The organism is Paenibacillus sp. B-A-8, from assembly GCF_048572915.1.
Lineage (GTDB): Bacteria > Bacillota > Bacilli > Paenibacillales > Paenibacillaceae > Paenibacillus_AQ.
This window is the reverse complement of record NZ_CP183882.1, coordinates 4614298-4635229: the sequence shown is the minus strand read 5'-3', so window position 1 is coordinate 4635229 and position 20932 is coordinate 4614298. Positions and strand designations below refer to the sequence as shown.

General features: G+C 44.6%; 14 protein-coding genes. All 14 read left to right on the top strand.

Annotated features, from left to right (window positions below; translation table 11 throughout):
• The first annotated feature begins 20 nt into the window (after positions 1-20).
• Complete coding sequence (gene leuD / locus ACN6MV_RS20795) at positions 21-623, top strand: 3-isopropylmalate dehydratase small subunit (RefSeq protein WP_042129463.1); 603 nt, start codon at positions 21-23, stop codon at positions 621-623.
• 186 nt (positions 624-809) lie between these two features.
• Positions 810-2378 carry an N-acetylmuramoyl-L-alanine amidase family protein gene (locus ACN6MV_RS20790; RefSeq protein WP_042129460.1) on the top strand — a complete coding sequence of 523 codons (1569 nt, stop codon included), beginning with the start codon at positions 810-812 and terminating at the stop codon, positions 2376-2378.
• Positions 2379-2525: 147 nt separating this feature from the next.
• Positions 2526-3965 (top strand): N-acetylmuramoyl-L-alanine amidase, encoded by a 1440-nt coding sequence (locus ACN6MV_RS20785; protein WP_042129459.1) that lies wholly within the window; start codon positions 2526-2528, stop codon positions 3963-3965.
• 115 nt (positions 3966-4080) lie between these two features.
• Positions 4081-4740, top strand: a complete 660-nt coding sequence (locus ACN6MV_RS20780; protein WP_042129458.1) for a GerMN domain-containing protein — start codon at positions 4081-4083, stop codon at positions 4738-4740.
• An 87-nt stretch (positions 4741-4827) separates the two neighbouring features.
• Positions 4828-7557 carry an S-layer homology domain-containing protein gene (locus ACN6MV_RS20775; RefSeq protein WP_081389878.1) on the top strand — a complete coding sequence of 910 codons (2730 nt, stop codon included), beginning with the start codon at positions 4828-4830 and terminating at the stop codon, positions 7555-7557.
• Between the two features lie 217 nt (positions 7558-7774).
• Positions 7775-8455: an endonuclease III gene (nth, locus tag ACN6MV_RS20770; protein ID WP_076119747.1), complete on the top strand. Its 681-nt coding sequence runs from the start codon at positions 7775-7777 to the stop codon at positions 8453-8455.
• A gap of 25 nt (positions 8456-8480) precedes the next feature.
• The gene (locus ACN6MV_RS20765; RefSeq protein WP_042129455.1) at positions 8481-8747 is read left to right on the top strand and encodes a hypothetical protein; all 267 of its coding nucleotides are present in this window, start codon (positions 8481-8483) and stop codon (positions 8745-8747) included.
• A gap of 411 nt (positions 8748-9158) precedes the next feature.
• Positions 9159-12845, top strand: a complete 3687-nt coding sequence (locus ACN6MV_RS20760; protein WP_419884748.1) for a dynamin family protein — start codon at positions 9159-9161, stop codon at positions 12843-12845.
• Positions 12846-12994: 149 nt separating this feature from the next.
• On the top strand, positions 12995-14185 hold the full coding sequence (gene purT / locus ACN6MV_RS20755) for a formate-dependent phosphoribosylglycinamide formyltransferase (protein ID WP_042129454.1): 1191 nt from the start codon (positions 12995-12997) through the stop codon (positions 14183-14185).
• The gene (locus ACN6MV_RS20750; RefSeq protein ID WP_231573317.1) at positions 14175-14639 is read left to right on the top strand and encodes a GNAT family N-acetyltransferase; all 465 of its coding nucleotides are present in this window, start codon (positions 14175-14177) and stop codon (positions 14637-14639) included. The genes purT and ACN6MV_RS20750 overlap by 11 nt, the downstream gene beginning before the upstream one ends.
• A gap of 356 nt (positions 14640-14995) precedes the next feature.
• Positions 14996-16648 (top strand): response regulator, encoded by a 1653-nt coding sequence (locus tag ACN6MV_RS20745; protein ID WP_419884747.1) that lies wholly within the window; start codon positions 14996-14998, stop codon positions 16646-16648.
• A gap of 2 nt (positions 16649-16650) precedes the next feature.
• The gene (locus tag ACN6MV_RS20740) at positions 16651-18480 is read left to right on the top strand and encodes a sensor histidine kinase (protein WP_042129447.1); all 1830 of its coding nucleotides are present in this window, start codon (positions 16651-16653) and stop codon (positions 18478-18480) included.
• On the top strand, positions 18477-19499 hold the full coding sequence (locus tag ACN6MV_RS20735; protein WP_419884746.1) for a substrate-binding domain-containing protein: 1023 nt from the start codon (positions 18477-18479) through the stop codon (positions 19497-19499). The genes ACN6MV_RS20740 and ACN6MV_RS20735 overlap by 4 nt, the downstream gene beginning before the upstream one ends.
• Before the next feature lie 256 nt (positions 19500-19755).
• Entirely contained in the window at positions 19756-20838 is a 1083-nt protein-coding gene (locus ACN6MV_RS20730; protein ID WP_139328545.1) for a galactose ABC transporter substrate-binding protein, read from the top strand.
• The last annotated feature ends 94 nt before the right edge of the window (positions 20839-20932 follow it).

Here is a 20932-nt window from a genome sequence, read left to right as displayed (position 1 = left end):
GAACACGGGAGGATAAAACTATGGATGCTTTTAAAAAATTAACAGGAATTGTTGCACCAGTAGATCGGGTGAATGTAGATACGGATGCGATTATCCCAAAGCAGTTCTTGAAACGGATTGAACGGACTGGATTTGGACAATTTTTGTTCTACGAATGGCGTTTTGATGAGGCTGGCAACGATAATCCTGCCTTTGAAATGAATAAACCACGCTATAAAGATGCTTCTGTCTTGATCTCACGTGCTAACTTTGGCTGTGGTTCGTCACGGGAACATGCACCTTGGGCGATTATGGATTATGGTTTCAGAGTTGTTATTGCACCTTCTTATGCAGATATCTTCTACAACAACTGCTTTAAGAATGGCATTCTGCCGATCAAGCTTTCGGAAGAGCAAGTGGATGAGCTGTTTAATCGGACAGCCGAGCATGATGGCTACCAGTTGACCGTGGACCTTGAAAGCAATACACTTCATGATGAATTTGGACTAAGCATCAGTTTTGATCTGGATGAGCACCGCCGTCAGTTCTTGCTGCAAGGTCTGGATGATATCGGCTTGACCCTTCAACATGCGGATGAAATTGCTGCGTATGAAGAGCGTCATGCGGCTAAGTTATTCTCTTAATAGTAGGGTATGACTGGTTTTATTCTTAATTTTTACAAAAATTACGCAAAACTTCTATTTCCGGGTCAGGGAAATAGAAGTTTTTTTGCTATAATCAAAATATTCATTGGTTATTAAGGAAACATTTGGTGATTTCTGTCGTCTAAGTATTTATCTAGAACTATCACTTGCAGAAGGAGCGGGAAAATGAGAAGAGTTGGGTATCGAACGTTGCTGCTATTGTTGCTGCCATTATTATTACTATCATTCACTGGACGTGAAGCTGCCGCAGCTAGTAGTAGCTCAGGCAGAATTATTATGGATAATCAAGAGCTTACTTTACCAAAAGGAATTAAACTTGAGAACGTCAATGGCAGTGTTATGATCCCTGTCAGAGTGGTAGTGGAGAATCTTGGATTTGAGGTTTTATGGGAGCAGCAGGCCCGCAAAGTAACGGTTCACCAAGATGGAAAAAGCATTGAGCTGGCTGTAGGACGAAAAACAGCTGATGCGGATGGAGTAACGTTTGATTTAAACGCAGCACCCAAGCAAAGCGGTGGTACAGTTCTCGTTCCGATTCGCTTCGTAAGTGAGCAGTTCGGGCTCAAGGTTGGCTGGGATAATAGTGATAAAACGGTCTATTTGACGGGTGGACAAGCTTCGGTGGCTACACCTGAGGGAACCGTTACTAGTCCTACAGCAACAAGTACGCCTTCTCCAACTCAGATTACTACACCCGGCATGGATAATGGCACAAGCGCTGGAAGTGTTGTGCCCTCACCGACACCACAATCATCTTCCGTACCAGGAAGCACTGGTGTGAATGCAGCAGGTCCGCTTGTAAATGGGGCAGCCTTCACTGAGAATCGATTAATCATCGCTGTTTCTGGGGCTGCTAAACCTAGCATCACAAAAATGAGCAGTCCAGATCGAATCGTCGTAGATTTTCCCGGTGCGGCTTTTGCTCCTGATTTCGTAGGAGGCCTACCGAGTATTACCACAAACGGAAGTCCGCAAGGGAAGCTGGATGTTACGGGTTACCCTCTAGTTTCTGAGATCCGGTATGCGTTGTTCAGTGTAAGTCCTTCTACTGTTAGGTTCGTGATTCAAACAGTCGGGAGCCAGCCTTATCAATTAAGTACGGATGAAAGTACTGGACTGGTGACACTAGATTTGAATGTTACAGGCAGTGAAGGGAATACCTCAGGTGGTAGTGGAATGACAGGGAAGCCAGTTGTAGTCCTCGACGCGGGTCATGGAGGGTCACAATCAGGAGCAGTCAGCCTCACAGGTAAACTGGAAAAAGACTTCAATTTAGCTGTTATCCGTAAAGTACAAGCACTGTTAATGCAAGAAGCTTTGGTTGACGTCGTATTTACTAGGACTGAAGATATTACGTTAGGTCTTCAGGACCGTGTGAATATCGCAGAAGCTGCAAAGGCTAATCTATTTATTTCAGTTCATGGGAATTCACTGGAGCAGGGTTATCCGAATAGAGATAAAATAAATGGCAGTGAAACGTACTATTCGCGTAGTGGGAGTCTGCCGCTTGCACAGATTATGCACAAACATCTGATAGCTGGTACTGGATTCAAGGACAACGGAGTAAGAACGAAAAGTCTGCATGTTACAAGAGAAACAAGTATGCCGGCAGTACTTCTAGAAGTGGGGTATCTTACTAATTCAGGAAATGAATCAGGGATGTATAGTGAGCAGCTTCAAGACAAATTAGCGAGGGAAATTGTAGCTGGTATTAAGGAATATTTAGGACTTTAATGCTTAATGTTGGTGAGATTTCTCAATTTTTATGGAATATATTCGCAACCTTTATAGATTATTAGCGTCTAATAGAGGTCTGAGGTTGACGTAGACAGGCCATCACGATCGCCATTCACAGGCGAATACTAGATTTAGAGGTGAAGAATGAAGAAATTCAGTTTGATGTTGTTTTTGTTGCTCTTAGTTTTTGTTTTGCCTGAGAACGGACATGCTGCTGCCGGGAATAGCAAGATTTATCTGGACGGCAAGGAGCTGACCGCAGGGCAAAATGTCCCGGTTGAGAATGTGAATGATACAATCATGGTGCCGTTAAGGTTGATCTCTGAAAGCCTTGGATATAACGTGGGATGGGATCAGAAGAGCAAGACGGTAACGATTGAACAGCAAGGAAAGGTCATCAAACTGGTTGTGAATCAAAAGACAGCCTCAGTTGATGACAAGACACTAACGCTTACCACGGCACCAATCCTTCGTAGTAATACGACACTTGTACCGATTCGATTCATAAGTGAACAGTTTGGATTGAATGTCTCGTGGGACAACGTGAAGAAGAGTGTATATCTTATTACCCCAGGATCCTCAAATGATAACGGTAGTTCTGGTGGAAATACTGAAAATGGTGGATCTGAGGTTGTACCCCCAGTAGATCCTTCTAAGAATTTAACGATGGTAAATGGTGTGAGTTTTAGTGAAAATCGTTTGAGTATTGCGATAGAGGGTAATTCAGCACCGAAAGTGACGGCGATGACTGGACCGGATCGGTTAGTGGTTGATTTTCCTAATGCTACTTTCTCCGATCTGTTCGGAACTGGACAAGTTCTTGACCCTGACCTGAATGGTAAACTGGAAGTAACGGATTATCCTGATGTTTCTGGAGTGCGTTATTCTCTTTACAACACTAACCCTTATACAGTACGTTTTGTGATCGATTTGAATCATCCTAAAAATTATAACGTAAGCGTTTCTGGCACCGATTCTAAGCTGGTCATCATTGATCTGAATGCAGAAGATACGGGAGATACTTCAACACAGCCAGGCAAGGATGGTAAGAAGCTTGTAGTACTGGATGCAGGGCACGGAGCTAAGGATTCTGGAGCAGTTGGAGTCACTGGTAAATACGAGAAGAATTTTAATTTAGCTATAGTGCTTAAGGCAGCTGCTTTGCTTAAAAAAGAGAGTAATATCGACGTTGTGTTGACGCGTAGTGACGATACTTTCTTGGAACTTAAGGATCGTGCGGCAATGGCTAATAATTTAAAGGCAGACCTATTTATTTCTGTACATGCCAATAGTTCAGGATCCTCGGCGGCAAGTGGAACAGAAACTTATTATCAACGGGAAGCCAGTAAGGCATTGGCGAACGTGATGCATAAATATCTTGTTCAAGCTACAGGACTTAGCGATCGCGGTGTACGTTACGGTAATTTCCATGTAATTCGTGAAACGAAAATGCCAGCAGTTTTACTTGAAGTAGGGTACCTGAGTAACAAAAAAGATGAGGCGTTGCTCTTTACAGATGCACTTCAAAACAAAGTTGCTGCTTCAATGGTGAGTGGAATTAAGGAATATTTGGGTATAAAATAACAGACCAGTGGCAGACGAGCGCCGCAAAGTCAGCTTTCTGCTTTTGTTTTTAAAAGGCAAGAAGTGGTTTTGCGGTACCTGTCTGCCCGTATTCATCTAGAGGAGGCGTTTATTAATGATGAAACAAAAATGGACTATGGTTGGGGTTGCCGCGCTGCTCCTGCTAGTGATCGCTGGCTGTGGAGATAAGCCTACAGCAGCTCCAGCAAACGGTGTGGAGACAGATAGTACTAATGTTGTAAGTGGTGCTGGAGAAAGTACTCCGGCTCCAAGTGAAGATCCAGGAAACGAAGTGGCTAGTACTCCGCAACCGACAGCAGACAATACTAGTGCAGAAACTCAGCCTACTGCGAAACCAGTAGCAGATGAGAAGCAAAAACAGAGCCTGAGTATAGAAGCTTATTATACGAATTCACAAGTTATGGATCTGATTCCTGCTAAGACTAGCATTAGCTTCTCTGACGATGTTGAGAAATATACAGAGACATTCAAAGCATTGCAAAGTAACGAGAATACTGAGCTTGTATCGTTATGGGGAAAGATTGAGCTGAAATCGTTAAAGTTTGTGGATGGTCAAATTGTGATGGATATTCATAAACCCGATGAAGCACAGCTGGGTGCTGGTGGGGAGTCCTTAGCGATTTCTTCACTTGCCAAAACCTATTTTCAATTTGATGAAGTGAAAAGTATCGAAGTTTTGGTAGACGGTGAAAAGGTTGAAAGCTTGATGGGTCATGTGGACCTAATGCATCCTATGACTAGAGATAATAGCTAATTGTTATTACAACAAAGGAATACAGCATCTAACTGACGAACTTTAAGGTATACTATTTATTTGTGTCACAGAGAGGGGAATAATCTATTGTCCGCGCAAAAAAGGTCAAAACGTCCATTGAAGACTTATTCTACTAAAGCAGTATCGGCTGTTATGGCTGGTGCCATGATTTTTGGCGGCACAAGCGCAGTGTTTGCAGATACAGCAACGACAGCAGCAACAACCACAACACAATCGGTAGGCATTTTTAGCGATGTGAAAACAGGCTTCTGGGCTGAAAAGCATATTTATAAACTTGCATCACAAGGAATTGTGGTTGGTAATAATGGTTTGTTCCGCCCTGGCGATTCTGTAACTCAACAAGAAGCTGTGCTTATGGCATTACGTTTTATGAAGTTGCAGGATAAAGTGGATACTTCTTCAACAGTTGCCTTACCTAATGATTTTAAGGTTACGAATTATTACAAGGATTATGTAGTGTTGGCCTTTCAACAAGGCCTGCTAGATAAGGCAACCGAAATGGCTCCAGATAATCTGAAGACTTCTTGGGGAGAGCGTAAAGCGTCCCGCGAATGGATTGCTGAACTCCTCATTCGTGCACTAGGAAAAACTGCAGATGCAGCCGTAGCAGCTAGTGAGCCGACAGGTTTTGCGGATGATGCTAAAGTGTCTGCAAACAAAAGAGGCTACATCAACGTTGCTGTTGATCTGAAACTAGCCAATGGTCTTGATGGTAATCGCTTTGATCCACAAGGGGCTGTGACCCGTGCTCAATTGGCAACCTTTTTCAGCCGTGCGGAAGCTCACAATACGGTTGAATATGACAACACGGTATCAGGAACAATCAGTCAATTAGCAGATGGAAAACTATCCGTTTATAACAATGGAAAGACTTCTACATATAACCTGGGAGCGAGCACCGCTTATTACACAAGCGCTTCTGAAAGTAGAATAAATCTAAGTGATATCCAACCTTACACAAAGGTTACTGTAATTGGAGCGACATATAACGCAGCTTATGTTGAAGTGACAGACCCTACACAACAAGTGGAGAGCCTTTCCGGAAACTTCGCAATGGTAGCACCTGGTAATAAGCTATGGCTGAAATCAGCTACTGGGTTCACTGAATATTACTACGATGAAACGACTACCTTTGTAGATGCGAATGGGACTTCAATTGAACCTGCTTCGCTGGTAGCAGACAGCATAGTTACGTTACAGCGTGAAACTTATAGCGGTTCACATAAAGTGGTCAACGTTCAAGTGACTTCAGGCGTTGTTAACAAAACGACGACAGGTACCGTTCAAAGCATAGATCTTACTGGGAAAAGCATTACGTTTAAAAATGCTGCTGGTACGGTGGAAACCTTTAAATGGGAAGATGGCACTTCATTATTCAGCTCGCAATCATCAGTACTGCAGCCAGCAGATTTAAAGACAGGTGCTGCTGTTAAATATACGATTAAGGAAAACGTGATACGTACTGTAGAAGTGACAGAGGGTGTTGAACGGACAGTTCAAGGTGTACTTACGGAACTGAGCAATTCAACAGTTGTTTATAAAAAAACGGACGGAACACTTGAAGTTAAACTGTTAGGCACGAAGCCGGTGATTGTTATTCCGAATATGAATAGCGCCGTGGCTGATGATCTTATAGCTGATAAAGTAGGTGGGGACAAAATTCAGCTTACGCTAAACAGCAGTGACCAGGTCACAAAAATTGAAGTGTTAAGTCGTCAAATTGAGCAGTATAGTGGAGCGACGGTTATTGACTATAATACAAAAACACAGCTGTTGACAGTTCTGGATGTTGATAAAAAGGCACATGTCGTTCAGTTGGATGAAAAAACAAAATTGTTGATTGAAGGCGTACTTCCTAATTTAACGAATGCCGGTACGAAACTTGTTGAGAACCGTAAAGTAAATTTAACGGCAATAGGTCAACGGGCTTTGTCTTTGGAAATTGTCACAAAGTACGAAGGAACTTTGTCTGCTGTTAATACTACTTCTAGAACAATTGTATTGAAGCTTAAAGATGGCGGGCAAACTATAACACTGCCATATCCACAATTAGTTGATCTTTTTGGGAAGACTAATCCATCCTTAAGTGATGTCCCTGTTGGTAGTAATGTGACAGCCTCACTGACAACTAGTCAGGATCTCATTGCAGTATTGAAAGTAAAGACCGTTCTTCAGGTTGAAGCAGCAACTGTTAATTCTGGAACCAACCGTGTAAGCATTAAGTGGAACGGGGGGACCAGTGAAATTAATACTGCGGCGCTTCCAATAACTAATGAAGCCGGTGAGAGCATTAAGATAACCGCTTTGAAATCAGGAGATTATCTGAATGTGACTTTTGATGGAAGCGCACCGCTCTCTATTCAGGCCGTCAAGCTTACAACAGGTCAGATTAGTTCAGTAGGAGCAGCAACCAATAGCTTAATTGTGAAGGAGTATGCTGGAGCAGCACAAAACTTTACTGTAGGTGGAGTTAGAATCATACGTGATGGTGCGACAACAACGGCTCTTAGTAACTTAACAACAGCGGACAGAGTGGAGATTCGGAAAGATACGGATGGAGTGACAGTCATTCGAGTGTTACCACAGTTAACTCGTTCATTCTCTCGCTTTGACAGTACGACGAACTCATTGGTGACGAAGAGAGCAAATCTGAACGATAAGTATCAGTTCACTCTTGCTTCAAATGTATATATTCATCAAGGAGATACGACATTGTCCGTGCAATCTCTGAAAGAAAATGATAATATTATAATGTATTTCAATAATGATATCGTGGTTGAAATTGTGAAACAATAGTAGCAATGGTGGATTTCCGAGTGAATCACCGTCTTGACACAGGAGCTTTGCCTGCGTCAAGACGTTTTTTTTGAAATATAAGAAAGTTTAAGAGTTGTATTTTCTTGAAATGTATGAAACCATACGTTATAATACAGACTTTGCTTATATTTCTTTACATTAGAGGACACGCTCGTGTAAGTTTTACTGAGCGTAATCGCTCCGTGGAGGGGACACTATGAAAGTTGCAGAGGTCCGCCACATCTTGGATACGATTGGAGACTTGTTCCCTGATGCACATTGCGAGCTCAATCACAGTAATGCTTTTGAATTAACGATAGCGGTACTGTTATCAGCCCAATGTACGGATGCAACGGTGAACAAAGTGACCGAGGACCTGTTCCAAAAGTACAAAGCCCCCATCGATTATATTTCTGTACCGCTGGAGGAATTGGAGGGGGATATCCGGCGCATCGGCTTATATCGTAACAAAGCTAAGCATATCCAAAGCCTATGCTCTATACTCATAGAACGGTATGGTGGCGAGGTGCCTGAGGCTCATGACTTGCTTGTAACGTTGCCCGGTGTAGGTCGTAAAACCGCAAACGTAGTAGTATCCAACGCTTTTGGAGTTCCTGCCATTGCAGTGGACACGCATGTGGAGAGGGTTGCAAAACGACTTGCGCTAGCAGGCTGGAAAGATTCTGTGCTGGAAGTGGAAAAGAAGCTGATGAAGGCTGTGCCACGTGACGAATGGACGATCACTCATCACCGGCTTATCTTTTTCGGACGATATCACTGCAAGGCACAGAACCCAAAATGTCAAGTTTGTCCGCTCCTTGATGTATGTCGAGAGGGCAAAAAACGTATGAAAACAGCAGTTGTCAGGAAAGCTAAAGATCATACGTCAAAAAGTTAGAGTTGAAGAAGAGGATGGGATAGAGATGAAATGCATTTCTGTATACACAGATAATTTTGAAGTGTTCTCTGATATTTTTGATCGCGTAGTGGAAAGCCCACTCGAAGAGAACGAAGAGCAAGAAGTAGAAGGTATCACGATCAGTCATTCCGGTGACGTTCCTGAACACTATTTTGAGCGTATGTCAGTGAAACCTGAGGTTGTCGTAATGAGAGATAAATCTCGTGGGTTGACTATTCTGCAGCACGGAAAAGTATTCGAAATTCTGTTACCTGTTTCGGAAACTGCATAAGTTAAAAAATGTTAAAAGGAGTCAGCCCTCAGGTTGGCTCCTTTTTTGTTGCTTACTTTTTAGCGATAATAGCAGAAAGATGTTTTAATAACCTCATTTCGTAAGAGATGATAGGTTATTTTGTAAGTAGTGTGTATTTAATTTGTGTCAAACTGGTGATAAACTGTAATTATTATTTATAAAAAAGGTTTCGCATGACATCTCAGAAATTACACCGTTATAAACATTGTATAAATTTAAATGCCTTCAGCGTCCTTATAAGGACGGCAAGCGTTTAAGCGAGAAATATAAGGATAATGAATAGTGTGAAACATATACTTTCTTATATTTTAAAAATGAGTCTGATTTCGTATTCTTGAATGGGTAATATTCAAAGCATGATTAGATGGTAACAGTGGAGGTGGAGAGTCAGTGAGAGCGGAACAGGTTAGCATTCAGAAAGAGACATTAAATGAAACAGCATCGCTGCTTTTCCAGTTGCGTAGATTAATGCATCGCTGGGGCGATGAGGGATCTGAACGTATATATGAAGATTTACAGCATAAAGAGGGTGGGAATGAACTGACCCTTGCTTTTTGCGGGCATTTTTCGGCAGGGAAATCCAGTATGATCAATCTCCTATGCGGCAGTTCAGTGCTGCCTTCGGGACCTGTGCCGACTAGTGCCAATATTGTCTCTATTCGCAGTGGAGTTCCGCGAGTGCTTATTTATCCTAGGGTTGAAGGAAGTGAAAATGAACCTTCACCTATAGAGACAACTCCAGAAAGATTACAGGAATACTGTCGAAACGGTGGCGAATATTCCGCGATTGAGGTATGGAATGAAATACCGCTGCTAGGTAAGGATGGCGTTTTATTGGATACACCTGGTGTAGATTCAACGGATGATGGTCATCAGGCGGCGACTCGTTCCGCGCTGCATTTGGCGGATGTTGTATTTTATGTAATGGATTATAACCATGTACAGTCAGAGAATAATTTGGCCTTTGCCAAAAATCTTAGCGACTGGGGTAAACCGTTGTATCTGATCGTTAATCAGATCGACAAGCACAGGGAACAAGAAATTTCTATTGAGGAATATAAACGTCAACTTGAAAATGCTTTTGAACAATGGGGGATTCATTGTGCTGGAATTCTGTTCACCTCTCTCAAAAAGAAAGAGCATCCACTTAATCATTGGGATCATCTACTCATCCTAATAACCGAACTATTGGAACAAAAGGAGCAACTACTTCAATATAGCCTATCTCGTTCCATCCATCATACAGCGGACGCTTCTTTAACTGCATTCCGTGAAGATCAGCAGGAGGAGAAAGCAGCTCTCCTTGAAGAATTGGAAGGTACGAATGCAGAGACGGTGACGGAGGAACTGAAGTCGCTAGAAGAAGAGCAGAAACAACTCGAGGAGTTGCCTCAGCAGTCGCGATCGAGCTTGCGAACGGGTCTCGACACCTTACTGAATAATGCTAATCTAATGCCTGCGGATGTTAGAGAGGCATCGGGAAACTATATCGAGAGTGCCAGCCCTACGTTTCGGTTAGGGTTTTTCTCTACGGCTGCGCGACGGGAGAAGGAACAAAGTAAACGACTGGCAGTCTGGCAAGGACTGTTGACCCGAGAGATTTCCGCTCAGCTGGAATGGCATTTGATTCAGCTGGTTCGTGATTGGGCGGAGATTCTCGGGCTGTGGGAGGAGGCGGCGGAGACGACTCTGAAGCATGGGTTCCCGGCGGTGAGCCAGGAGTGGCTGGCGGCTGCAGTTAAGCCGGGAACGGGGTATAGCGGCGAGGCGCTGCTCAATTTCTGCCGCACCCTTGCGGCTGATATTAAGAGCCAGTTCCGCCGTGCCGTCTTAGCGGTGAGCGATGAGCTGTTAGCGAAGCTGCCACCGCTCATGGATGATCGGCGTGCGGAACTCCACCGCCGAGAACAAGCTCTTGCGCGGCAGTCGCGCGCCGTAGCCGCGCTAGCCGCCCTGGACCGCGCGGCTGACGCTCGCGCGCACGAGCTCGCGGCGCTGCTGCCGCCGCGCCGGCCCCTCACCCCCGGCATCCTGCCGGAGGTGAGGGTCACCCCGCGTGCGGCCGCGCAAAGCGCCGCACCGCGGGAGGTCCAGCCGCCGCAAAGCGTAGCGGCTGGAAGTGCCGCCGCCGCAAGCTGGGCGGCGGGAACGGCTTCGCCGGCGGGCGGGCGCCGCCGGCTATCGGCAGCGGCTGACGCGCTGGCGGCTGCGGCAGAGCTGCTGCGCCGCGAGCCTGCGATGGCATCGGCGGCGCGGAGTCTGGCCGCACGGGCGGAGGATCTCGCCGGCGGCCGCTTTACCCTCGCGCTGTTCGGTGCGTTCAGCGCGGGTAAGTCCTCCTTCGCCAACGCTTTGCTCGGCGAAGAAGTGCTGCCCGTGTCTCCACATCCCGCCACGGCTGCGGTCAACCGCATATTGGCGCCGGAAGGAGACTTCCGTCATGCCAGCGCGGTTGTAACGATGAAGACCATGGCAGATTTCTGGGATGACATCTGCCATTCGTTCAATGTGCTGCAGCTGGGTGAACCACAGCAGAACTCATGGACAACAGTTCTTGCAAGCTTGCCTGCAAGAGGAATTCATCCGTCTGCGTTGCCCCATGCTGGATTTCTACGGGCAGCAGCGGCTGGCTGGGCAGAAGCCGAGCCTCTGCTTGGAACAGTTCGAACTGTGGATCTGGAAGAATACCGAAGCCTTGTAGCCGAGGAAACTCGGGCCTGCTTTGTACAGGGGATTGATTTGTATTATGCCTGCCCCTTGACCGAAAGCGGGATTGTACTCGTGGATACACCAGGAGCCGATTCGTTGCATGCCCGTCATACCGGCGTAACCTTTAATTACATGAAAAATGCGGACGCAATATGTTTTGTTACCTACTACAACCACGCCTTTTCAAAAGCAGATCGAGGTTTGCTAGCACAGCTGGGCCGTATTAAAGATAGCTTTGCACTTGATAAAATGTTCTTTATTATCAATGCTTCCGATCTTGCTTCTAGTGAAGATGAATTGGAAGAGGTACGAGAGCATGTCGCTCAAAATTTACGTGCAGGTGGCTTACGTTCACCGAGAATTTACGCGCTCTCTAGCTTGCTGGCTCTGGAAGGTAAAACTCAGCATAATTATGAACGCTATGAGGCTTCCCGTTTCCATCATTTCGAGCAAGCCTTATCCAGCTTTGCGGGAGATGAACTTCCTCAGCTTTCACTTAATGCAGCTGCAGAGAGTATTGCATCTGTTCGCCGCAGGGCGGAAGAGTGGCAGAATCTCGCTTCCATGGCGGCAAACGAGCGCGAAGCAGGATTAAAAGAAATGCAAGAACGTCGTCAATTAGCATTGAAACGGCTATCCCTATTGGAGACAGAAGAACGTCCTGGTAGAGATCTAGTACATGAAGGAGAGGAGCTGATCTATCATGTGTGTCAGCGGATTAGCTTCTCCTTCACTAGAAATTTTCAAGAGTCTTTCCACCCCTCCTTGCTGCGTGAGGATGCAGGAAATTTAAAAGCTATCTTCGCTGCATGTGGTGCAGAGCTGATGAGTACCACTCAGCGTGAATTGGAGCAAGAGCTATGGGCGACAACGCTGCGACTGGAGAATACTGGGCGCAGACTTGTTCATGAAGCTGCCGAAGCGGCTGCTGCTGAGCTGCGCTTCTCTACGCAGGAGTTTCAGCTGATGGAGAATGAAGAAACGGCATGGCCATCTCCTAGTGAGCTGGAATGTCAGCTTCAGTCCGTGGAATGGTCAACCTTATGGGGACATTTTAAATCTCCCCGCTACTTCTTTGAAGGCGCTGGCCGGGAGCAAGTCAAAGGTGCGGCTGAGCCTCTTGTGAAAGAAGCTGTTAATGTTGCGGCGGCAGAGCAGAAGAAAAAATTACTTGCACATTATGTCGAATGCATTGCCAATGAATTAAAGGCCGCTTCAGAACATCTTCAAGAAGGGATGGCGGAGCAAGAGAAAGCGATGCTGGATCTCCTTAAAGGAGGTGAGTCCGCAGATCATTGGGGCCAGTTAGGTCACCAATTATCTCTCTTGGAACAATCTTTTGTTGATAGATTGGACAAAAATCTTTGAAATTTGTAGGAAATTGTCGAAGAACACTTGCAATCTGGCGTATGATGGATGAAAATAAAGAAGCCTGAAAATATACAAAGAAACTGTTCCGTTTTCAGAAATTTATGGAAACGTGATAGTCAATTTGCCGAAAGAGGTTGAAATCGACAATGTGGGGAGCTCCTTTTTCAGCTCAAAGCCGCAAGCTGCTGCTGCTGGGCAGCGGGGAACTGGGTAAGGAAGTCATAATCGAAGCTCAACGTCTTGGCGTAGAGACCGTAGCTGTAGACCGTTATAGCGATGCACCAGCGATGGGTGTAGCTCATCGTTCACATGTTATTGATATGCTGGATGCAGAGGCGCTTAAAACGCTTATTCGCTCAGAAAAACCGGATGTTATTGTTCCGGAAATTGAAGCAATTGCCACTCATGCTCTTCAAGAGCTTGAAGAGGAAGGTTTCTTCGTTGTTCCGACCGCACGAGCGGCTCGTCTGACCATGGACAGAGAAGGCATTCGCCGACTTGCTGCTGAAGAACTTGGATTGCCAACAGCGGATTATCGTTTTGCAGATAGTCTGGAAGAGCTGCATCAAGCCGTTGCAGAACTAGGCACTCCTTGTGTCATCAAGCCAATTATGAGTTCTTCTGGCAAAGGGCAAAGTGTTTGTAAAAGACCAGAGGATGCGGAAGAGTGCTGGAACACTGCTTTGGATGGAGCTAGAGCCAAAGGAACACGTGTGATCGTGGAAGCCTTTGTTACCTTTGAGAGCGAGATTACACTCTTGACGGTAAGGTCCGTGTCTGGCACGATATTTTGTCCGCCTATTGGGCATATTCAGAAGGATGGAGATTATGTCGAATCATGGCAGCCTCACTTTATGAAGCCGGAACTACTAGATGAAGCTCAGTCTATTGCCAAAGCAGTTACGGATCAGCTCGGAGGATTCGGTATTTTTGGAGTGGAGCTTTTCTTGACGGATCAAGGCGTATTGTTTAGTGAAGTGTCACCCAGACCTCATGATACAGGGATGGTGACGATGGCGACGCAGGATTTATCTCAATTTGCAGTGCATGTCAGAGCTATTCTTGGATTTCCAGTCCAATCAGTTCAATTACTGACACCAGGTGCCTCAGCAACGCTGAAGGCTGAAGGAGAAGGACGAGCTTTTGTTGTGACTGGAATTGGTGAAGCTTTGGAGTTACCTAGGACTCAGGTTCGGGTATTTGGTAAACCAGAAGTCCGTCCTGGGCGGCGGATGGCAGTGGCGTTAAGTGCGGCGGAAGATGTGGAAATCGCGCGGACGGTAGCCAAGCAGGCAGCGTCTATGCTAAAAGTGGAGGTAAATGAGGATGAACAGTAGTACCATGGCACCTGTACTGGAAATTCGCAAATGCGGCTTGAATGATCTGGAGAGAGTTACAGCGCTTCTGCGGGAATTCGGCTATCCAACAACGCTTAGCGTGATGAAAGAGAGACTCGAAAGCATGGAGAATAACCATCTCCAATGCACGCTTGTTGCAGAACTAAACAATGAAGTTGTGGGAATGGTCGGTCTTAGACAGGTAATCTCGTATTACAAACAAACAGATTGTATCACTGAGATTACTGCACTTATCGTATCAGAAGAACTCAGAGGAAACGGACTCGGTAAAAGACTTGTGGCCGCAGCAGAAGAATGGGCACGTGAGCAAGGTTGCTGTCAGCTCTTCTTGAGAAGTGGTAACCGCGTAGAGCGCGCACCGGCACATGCTTTTTATCGTCATTTAGGTTTCGAAAAGACAGCAGGTTATCGCTTTAACAAAGCGTTGCTATAATACTTATAGGTTCCGATCATCCCCATCCCAGCTACGGCGGGATGGTTTTTTTTACGTAAATATAAGGATCGATCAAGGATATAAACCTGTAAAAAGAACACTTTTTTATAATACGGAGATCGCTAAAGCAGTAATTTCTGAGAATCTGAAGTAGTTCTTGCTATGAAGTAGCTTTCAAGTCACTTCATCCCCTCATATCTTTCATATCTCTCCGACTAGCACATTGTAGTCATTCGACAGACTCTTTTAGTTTTTAGTAAATCGATTTAAATAACTAACCATAGATGGAATAGTTTGAATCATATAGAATGAATTTTATGACAGTTAAATAAATCGTTTCCAAAGAGGGATGAGAAATGTACAAGTTAATTCTTGCTGAGGATGAAGAAGATGTTAGAGAAGGGGTCATCGGGCAGATTGATTGGGAGCACTACGGTTTCGAAATTGTAGAACAGGCGGAGAATGGGCGGGAGGCAGCGGATGCGATTGATCGTTTGCTCCCGGATGTGGTTGTGACGGATATTCAAATGCCTTTTATGAACGGGCTGCAGCTGGCGGAATGGATTCGCGAACGGCATCCCAATACCAAGATCATTATTTTGACAGGGTATGATGAATTTGAATATGCGCAGAAGGCGATTAAACTGCAAATCGACGAGTATATTCTGAAACCGTTTTCTTCACAGGAGTTGATTGATGTTCTGCTAAAGGTCAGAGCCACTATAGAGGCTGAAATTGCAGAGAAGGAGAATGTTTTTGTACTCAGTGAGCATTATCGAAAAAGTCTGCCTGTGCTGCGTGAGCAGTTTTTATCTTCACTAGTTTCACGCAAGTTACGAATGATTGAAATAGACGAAAAAAGTTCGGAATACGGAATAGATCTACATGGGAAATGGTTCCAAGCCTCAGTAATTAGTGTGGATTATATCCGTCCAGAGCGAGAAACGGTTAGCCTTACCGCAGGTAAGCTAATTTCTTTGCGAGATACGGGAGAGAGAAATTTACAGCTCTTCGCTGTGCTCAATATTGCAGAAGAATTATGTAATAAGCATAATTTTGGCAGGGTTTTTATCCATCGTGATGAGGTAGTGCTTCTTTCCATTTGTGATGCAGAAGAAGAAACTGAAATTACGGGGAAAACTTTTGAAATTCTAGAAGAAATCCGCCACAATGTGCAGCGGTTTCTTAAGCTAACGGTAACCGCTGGTTCTGGAACGGTTTGTCATTCGCCTGCTATGCTATTTAATTCCTTTGGAGATGCCATGCAAGCGTTAGATTATCGTCTCATTCTTGGCAATAACAGAGTCATTTGGATCGAGGATGTGGAATCACGTTCGAATACACTCTTGGCCTATGATGAATTGACCCAGCAGTCCTTAATCCGAACGATTAAGATGGGAACCGTACAGGAGCTTAAAGAGGTCGTGGAGGAGTTATTTGGCGGATTGAATGCTGAGCAGGTATCTACTCAGGATTATCAGATTTTTTTGCTGGAGATTATTACATCTATCCTGCGTGTAGCCAAAGAGTCCGGTAGTGATGCTGCTAAGTTCGTTGGATCTGGCATCTCCTCATTAACTGAGATGAATAAATTTAATAGTATGAGTGAAGCCAAACAATGGATTATTACGATCTGCAGCCGGCTAATGGACTCCATTGCCTTAGAACGCCAATCTAGCTATAAGCTGCTCATTGATGAAGCTAAAGAATACATCCGTAGCCATTATGAGGAATCGGATATTTCTATCGGAAAGGTTTGTCAGCATTTACATATCAGTACGGGTTATTTTAGCAGTATTTTTAAGAAGGAAATGAAGATGACTTTCGTTAGTTATCTCTTGCAAATCCGATTAGAGGCAGCAAAGGAACTTTTACGCTCCACGGAACTGAAGGCTTTTGAAATCGCCGAGAAAATTGGCTTTGCTGATCCTAACTATTTCAGTTTTTGCTTCCGTAAAAAATATGGCCAGTCTCCCAAAGAGTATAAAAACAGCTCCAGAGGAGGGTAGCCATGCGGCAAGAAAAGTCCTATTCTTTTCGACTGCGGCCGCAGCATCCAAAAGGGGGGAAACGCCGGTTGTCCTCCAAGCTGCGGAGCATTCAAGTGACGATTACGCTCACTTTTACATCTGTCGCTGTACTTGTAGCGGTCGTTGTTAGCCTTATGCTGTATAACAAGTTTGCGAAGACAGCAGAAGAGAATGCCAATATGAATATGCAGCAGATTATTGAGCAAGTGAACTACAATCTGGAGCTTTATGTTAAAGGGATGCGGAATATTTTTGAAACCGCAGAAGATCAAATAACGAATAGTCCCTCCGTGGACTCCGCTTTACTGATGGAAAGAATGGCTATGTTAATGGGAAGTAGAGAGGATCTTGTTTCTGCAGCAGTTTTTACACCACAGGGGAAATACGTTGTGGGCACAGCAGGACAGAAGTTGCGCAGCAACACACAGTTAGAAACCCAGAGTTGGTTTACTACGGCCAAAAGAACGTCTGAGATCTCTTATTCAGCGCCCCATATTCAGAACTTGTTTAAAGGTCAATACATATGGGTCGTGTCGATCAGTAAACTCATTCAATATCAGGAAAAGGGAGTATTAAAAACGGGTATCCTCCTGATGGATTTTAACTTTCGCACCATAGATGAGCTGAGCAAGCAGGTTAAGCTTGGTAAAAGAGGATACGCTTACATCCTCGATCAATTAGGCAACATTGTGTATCATCCGCAGCAGCAGCTTATTTATGCTGGCTTAAAGTATGAGAATGTGGAGCCGGTACTGGAATATGCTTACCGTAGCTATTTGGATGAGTCTACCGGTGAAAAACGTTTTATCACAGTGCGTACGCTGGAACAGACCGGATGGAAAATAGTCGGAGTTGCTTATTATGACGAGATAGTAACCACCAAGCGAGATCTGAACACCTTTTTATCCTGGTTCCTAGCGGTAGTTATTTTATGTGTAATTATCGTATCTGTCTTTTTATCTGCACGAATTGCCCGCCCGATCCGTAAGCTGGAACGGACACTTCAGCAGGTAGGCGAAGGGGATCTTAATACTCGAATCGATGTGAGCGGTGCGTATGAGGTAGAGCAGTTGTCCAAACGGTTTAACCTCATGCTGCAGCGAATCCGTCAATTGATGGATCAAATTATTTATGAACAAGAAACGAAACGCAAGGGTGAGCTTGAAGTCCTGCAATCCCAGATTAATCCACACTTCTTGTACAATACCTTGAACTCTGTGATCCGGCTTGCTGAGCGTGGTAAGACGGAGGAGGTCGTCACAATGATTCAGTCCTTATCGAAGTTTTTCCGTATAAGCCTAAGCAAAGGCAATAATATGATTACCGTGCAGGAAGAGCTGGATCATATTCGTCATTATCTCGTCATACAAAGCTTCCGTTTCAAAAATAAGTTCCGCTATGAGATCATCGCGCAGGATGAAGTGCTGCAGTGTCAGACGATTAAGTTGATTTTGCAGCCGATTGTAGAGAATGCCTTGTATCACGGAATTGAAATGATGCCTGATGAAGGTTTTATCTCTATCCAAGCGGAACTGAAGGACAATCTTGTCATCATACGGATTAGTGATAATGGACTAGGAATGTCCAAGGAGACTATGAAGGTTATTTTGACAGGTGGCAGTAAAAGTATGAGCGGTTCCGGGGTAGGCGTAAGAAATGTGAACGAGCGGATTGAGCTGTACTATGGCCGAGAATATGGTCTTTCTTTTGAAAGTGAAATTGAAGAAGGCACTACGGTTACCCTTATCTTTCCGGCACTCGCAAAAGGCGAAGGCAATGAAGGGCTTAAGGAGGATGAGACATCGTCATGAAAACCTTTCGTTTTTGGCTAACCTTGTTAATGTGTGTGGTGTTATGGACTACGGTTTCTTCTTGTTTTAATTCAGCGCCCAATTACATCAATACAAATAAGACCCGTAATATTCATCTCATTGTGAAAATGAACAGGGGTGACTACTGGAATACGGTTAAATTGGGGGCAGAAGCTGCAGCGCAGGAATTTAACGTGAAATTAACCTTCAAAGCTCCGGAATCTGAGAGTGATATCACAGAACAGGTGAAAATGGTGCAGGATTCTATTAATGAAAAAGCAGATGTGATTATTTTAGCTGCAAGTAGTTATATGGGGCTTGCACAGGTTGTAGATCAGGCGGCTTATTCCAAAATCCCTGTCATATCCGTAGATGCGGAAGTAGGTTCAGCAAGAGTAAGGACATATATTGGCTCGAACGGCTATGAAGCGGGTCAAAAATCTGCAGAAAGATTGATCAAGCTTTTGAAAGGATACGGCGAGGTGGGCATTATTAATTTCACCAATTCAACTCAGCGTGAGAAACAGGATTCTACCAGCGGAATTGAATATGGTGCTAGAGACGCAGAGGAACGGGAGAAGGGATTCTTAAATTATACGGCCCGTTATCCAAACATACAGGTGGTTGAGATTTCATACACGACCTCCAGCATTAAGGATGCAGAAGAACTTACGCAGCTAATGCTGCTGAAGCACCCGAATTTGCGGGGAATTGCGAGTCTGAATGAAACTGCTTCACAGGGTGCGGCAATGGCGATCCAAAGTCGGGGGCTGCAAAATATTAAAATGGTTGCCTTTGATAGCTCCCCCTCCATGATGGAATTGCTGCAGGATGGTACAGTTCAAGCAACTGTCATCCAAAACCCTTTTAGTAACGGGTATTTAGCTGTAAAACATGCCGTTGAAGTGATCGAAGGAATCGATGTGCCAGAACGTGTAGATACAGGAACAAAACTAATTGATTTGGACAATATGTTGTGGCCTGAGAATCAAAAGCTGTTATTTCCGTTCGTTAGATAGGAGCTATTTTGAGCGTATACGATTCGTGAAACGGATACCATCCTTGAATGGGGCGGTATTCGTTTTTTTAGAATATAAGAAAGTATAAATTTTTAATGAAAATCATCCTAATATTTCTTTACGGGTTCATTAGAATTTTTATATTAATGAGTAGGATTTTATATTCGCAAGCGTTTTCAGGTGAGGCATAATATGGATGTACCCGAGACGATCAGGGGCAAACAAAAAAGAAGTATAAATAGGAGGTCAATGAATAATGAAAAAAATCACTTCCGTGCTATTAGCTAGTGCTTTACTGGGTGCTGCTCTGACAGGCTGTGGTGGCAACAACAATACTACTAATAGTGCTGCAGGCAATGATAAGGCTACTAATGCTCCAAAGACTGAGAACTCAGGTACTACAACAGAAACTCCTAAAGTTGGGGTCGCCATTTACAAATTTGACGATACCTTTATGACAGGTGTTCGTAACGCCATCGATAGTGCTGCTAAAGGCATTGCTACAGTAGATATCGTAGATAGCCAAAATTCACAGCCAACACAAAATGACAAGGTTGACTTATTCATCACTAAAAAATATAACGGGATGCTGATTAACCCAGTTGACCGTACAGCTGCTGGCGTCATTATCGAAAAAGCTAAAACAGCTAACATTCCGGTAGTATTCCTGAACCGTGAACCGCTTCCTGAAGATATGAAGAAATGGGATAAAGTTTATTATGTAGGTGCTAAAGCAGAAGAATCCGGCACAATGTCCGGCCAACTGATTGTTGACTACTGGAAAGCACATCCTGAAGCTGATAAGAACGGCGACGGTGTTCTCCAATATGTAATGCTAAAAGGTGAACCAGGACACCAAGATGCTGAGCTTCGTACTACTTACTCTATCCAAGCTATCGAAGATGCAGGAATCAAGGTGGAGAAACTGGCTGAAGATACAGCAATGTGGGATCGCGTAAAAGGACAAGAAAAAATGGCTGCATTCCTTGGCTCCCACGGCGATAAAATCGAAGCAGTTCTTGCTAATAACGACGATATGGCCCTCGGTGCAATCGAAGCTCTAAAAGCTTCAGGCTACTTCACGGGTGACAAATTTATGCCGGTAGTAGGTGTAGACGCAACTGCTCCTGCGATTCAAGCGCTGGAAGATGGAACAATGCTCGGTACGGTGCTGAACGATGCGAATAACCAAGGTAAAGCTGCTATCACAGTTGCTGCTTTGCTTGCTAAAGGTGAAACACCTACGAAAGACAATGTAGGTTTTGATATCACTGACAACCAATACGTATGGATTTCCTACAAAAAGATTACGAAAGACAACATAGCTGACGCTAAGTAATTACCTCGGCTACAGCGTTATTGATGATTATATGACAGCACGGGGAGCGGCTAACCGCTCCTCGGTATTTCTTTTAGGCAGGGAACAGGATGGA

Excerpts from the sequence above, each read along its gene's own strand:
- ACN6MV_RS20785 (WP_042129459.1), top strand. The coding sequence starts at position 2,526 with ATGAAGAAATTCAGTTTGATGTTGTTTTTGTTGCTCTTAGTTTTTGTT.
- ACN6MV_RS20735 (WP_419884746.1), top strand. The coding sequence starts at position 18,477 with ATGAAAACCTTTCGTTTTTGGCTAACCTTGTTAATGTGTGTGGTGTTA.
- ACN6MV_RS20745 (WP_419884747.1), top strand. The coding sequence starts at position 14,996 with ATGTACAAGTTAATTCTTGCTGAGGATGAAGAAGATGTTAGAGAAGGG.
- ACN6MV_RS20740 (WP_042129447.1), top strand. The coding sequence starts at position 16,651 with ATGCGGCAAGAAAAGTCCTATTCTTTTCGACTGCGGCCGCAGCATCCA.
- ACN6MV_RS20790 (WP_042129460.1), top strand. The coding sequence starts at position 810 with ATGAGAAGAGTTGGGTATCGAACGTTGCTGCTATTGTTGCTGCCATTA.
- ACN6MV_RS20765 (WP_042129455.1), top strand. The coding sequence starts at position 8,481 with ATGAAATGCATTTCTGTATACACAGATAATTTTGAAGTGTTCTCTGAT.
- nth (WP_076119747.1), top strand. The coding sequence starts at position 7,775 with ATGAAAGTTGCAGAGGTCCGCCACATCTTGGATACGATTGGAGACTTG.
- leuD (WP_042129463.1), top strand. The coding sequence starts at position 21 with ATGGATGCTTTTAAAAAATTAACAGGAATTGTTGCACCAGTAGATCGG.
- purT (WP_042129454.1), top strand. The coding sequence starts at position 12,995 with ATGTGGGGAGCTCCTTTTTCAGCTCAAAGCCGCAAGCTGCTGCTGCTG.
- ACN6MV_RS20750 (WP_231573317.1), top strand. The coding sequence starts at position 14,175 with ATGAACAGTAGTACCATGGCACCTGTACTGGAAATTCGCAAATGCGGC.
- ACN6MV_RS20780 (WP_042129458.1), top strand. The coding sequence starts at position 4,081 with ATGATGAAACAAAAATGGACTATGGTTGGGGTTGCCGCGCTGCTCCTG.
- ACN6MV_RS20730 (WP_139328545.1), top strand. The coding sequence starts at position 19,756 with ATGAAAAAAATCACTTCCGTGCTATTAGCTAGTGCTTTACTGGGTGCT.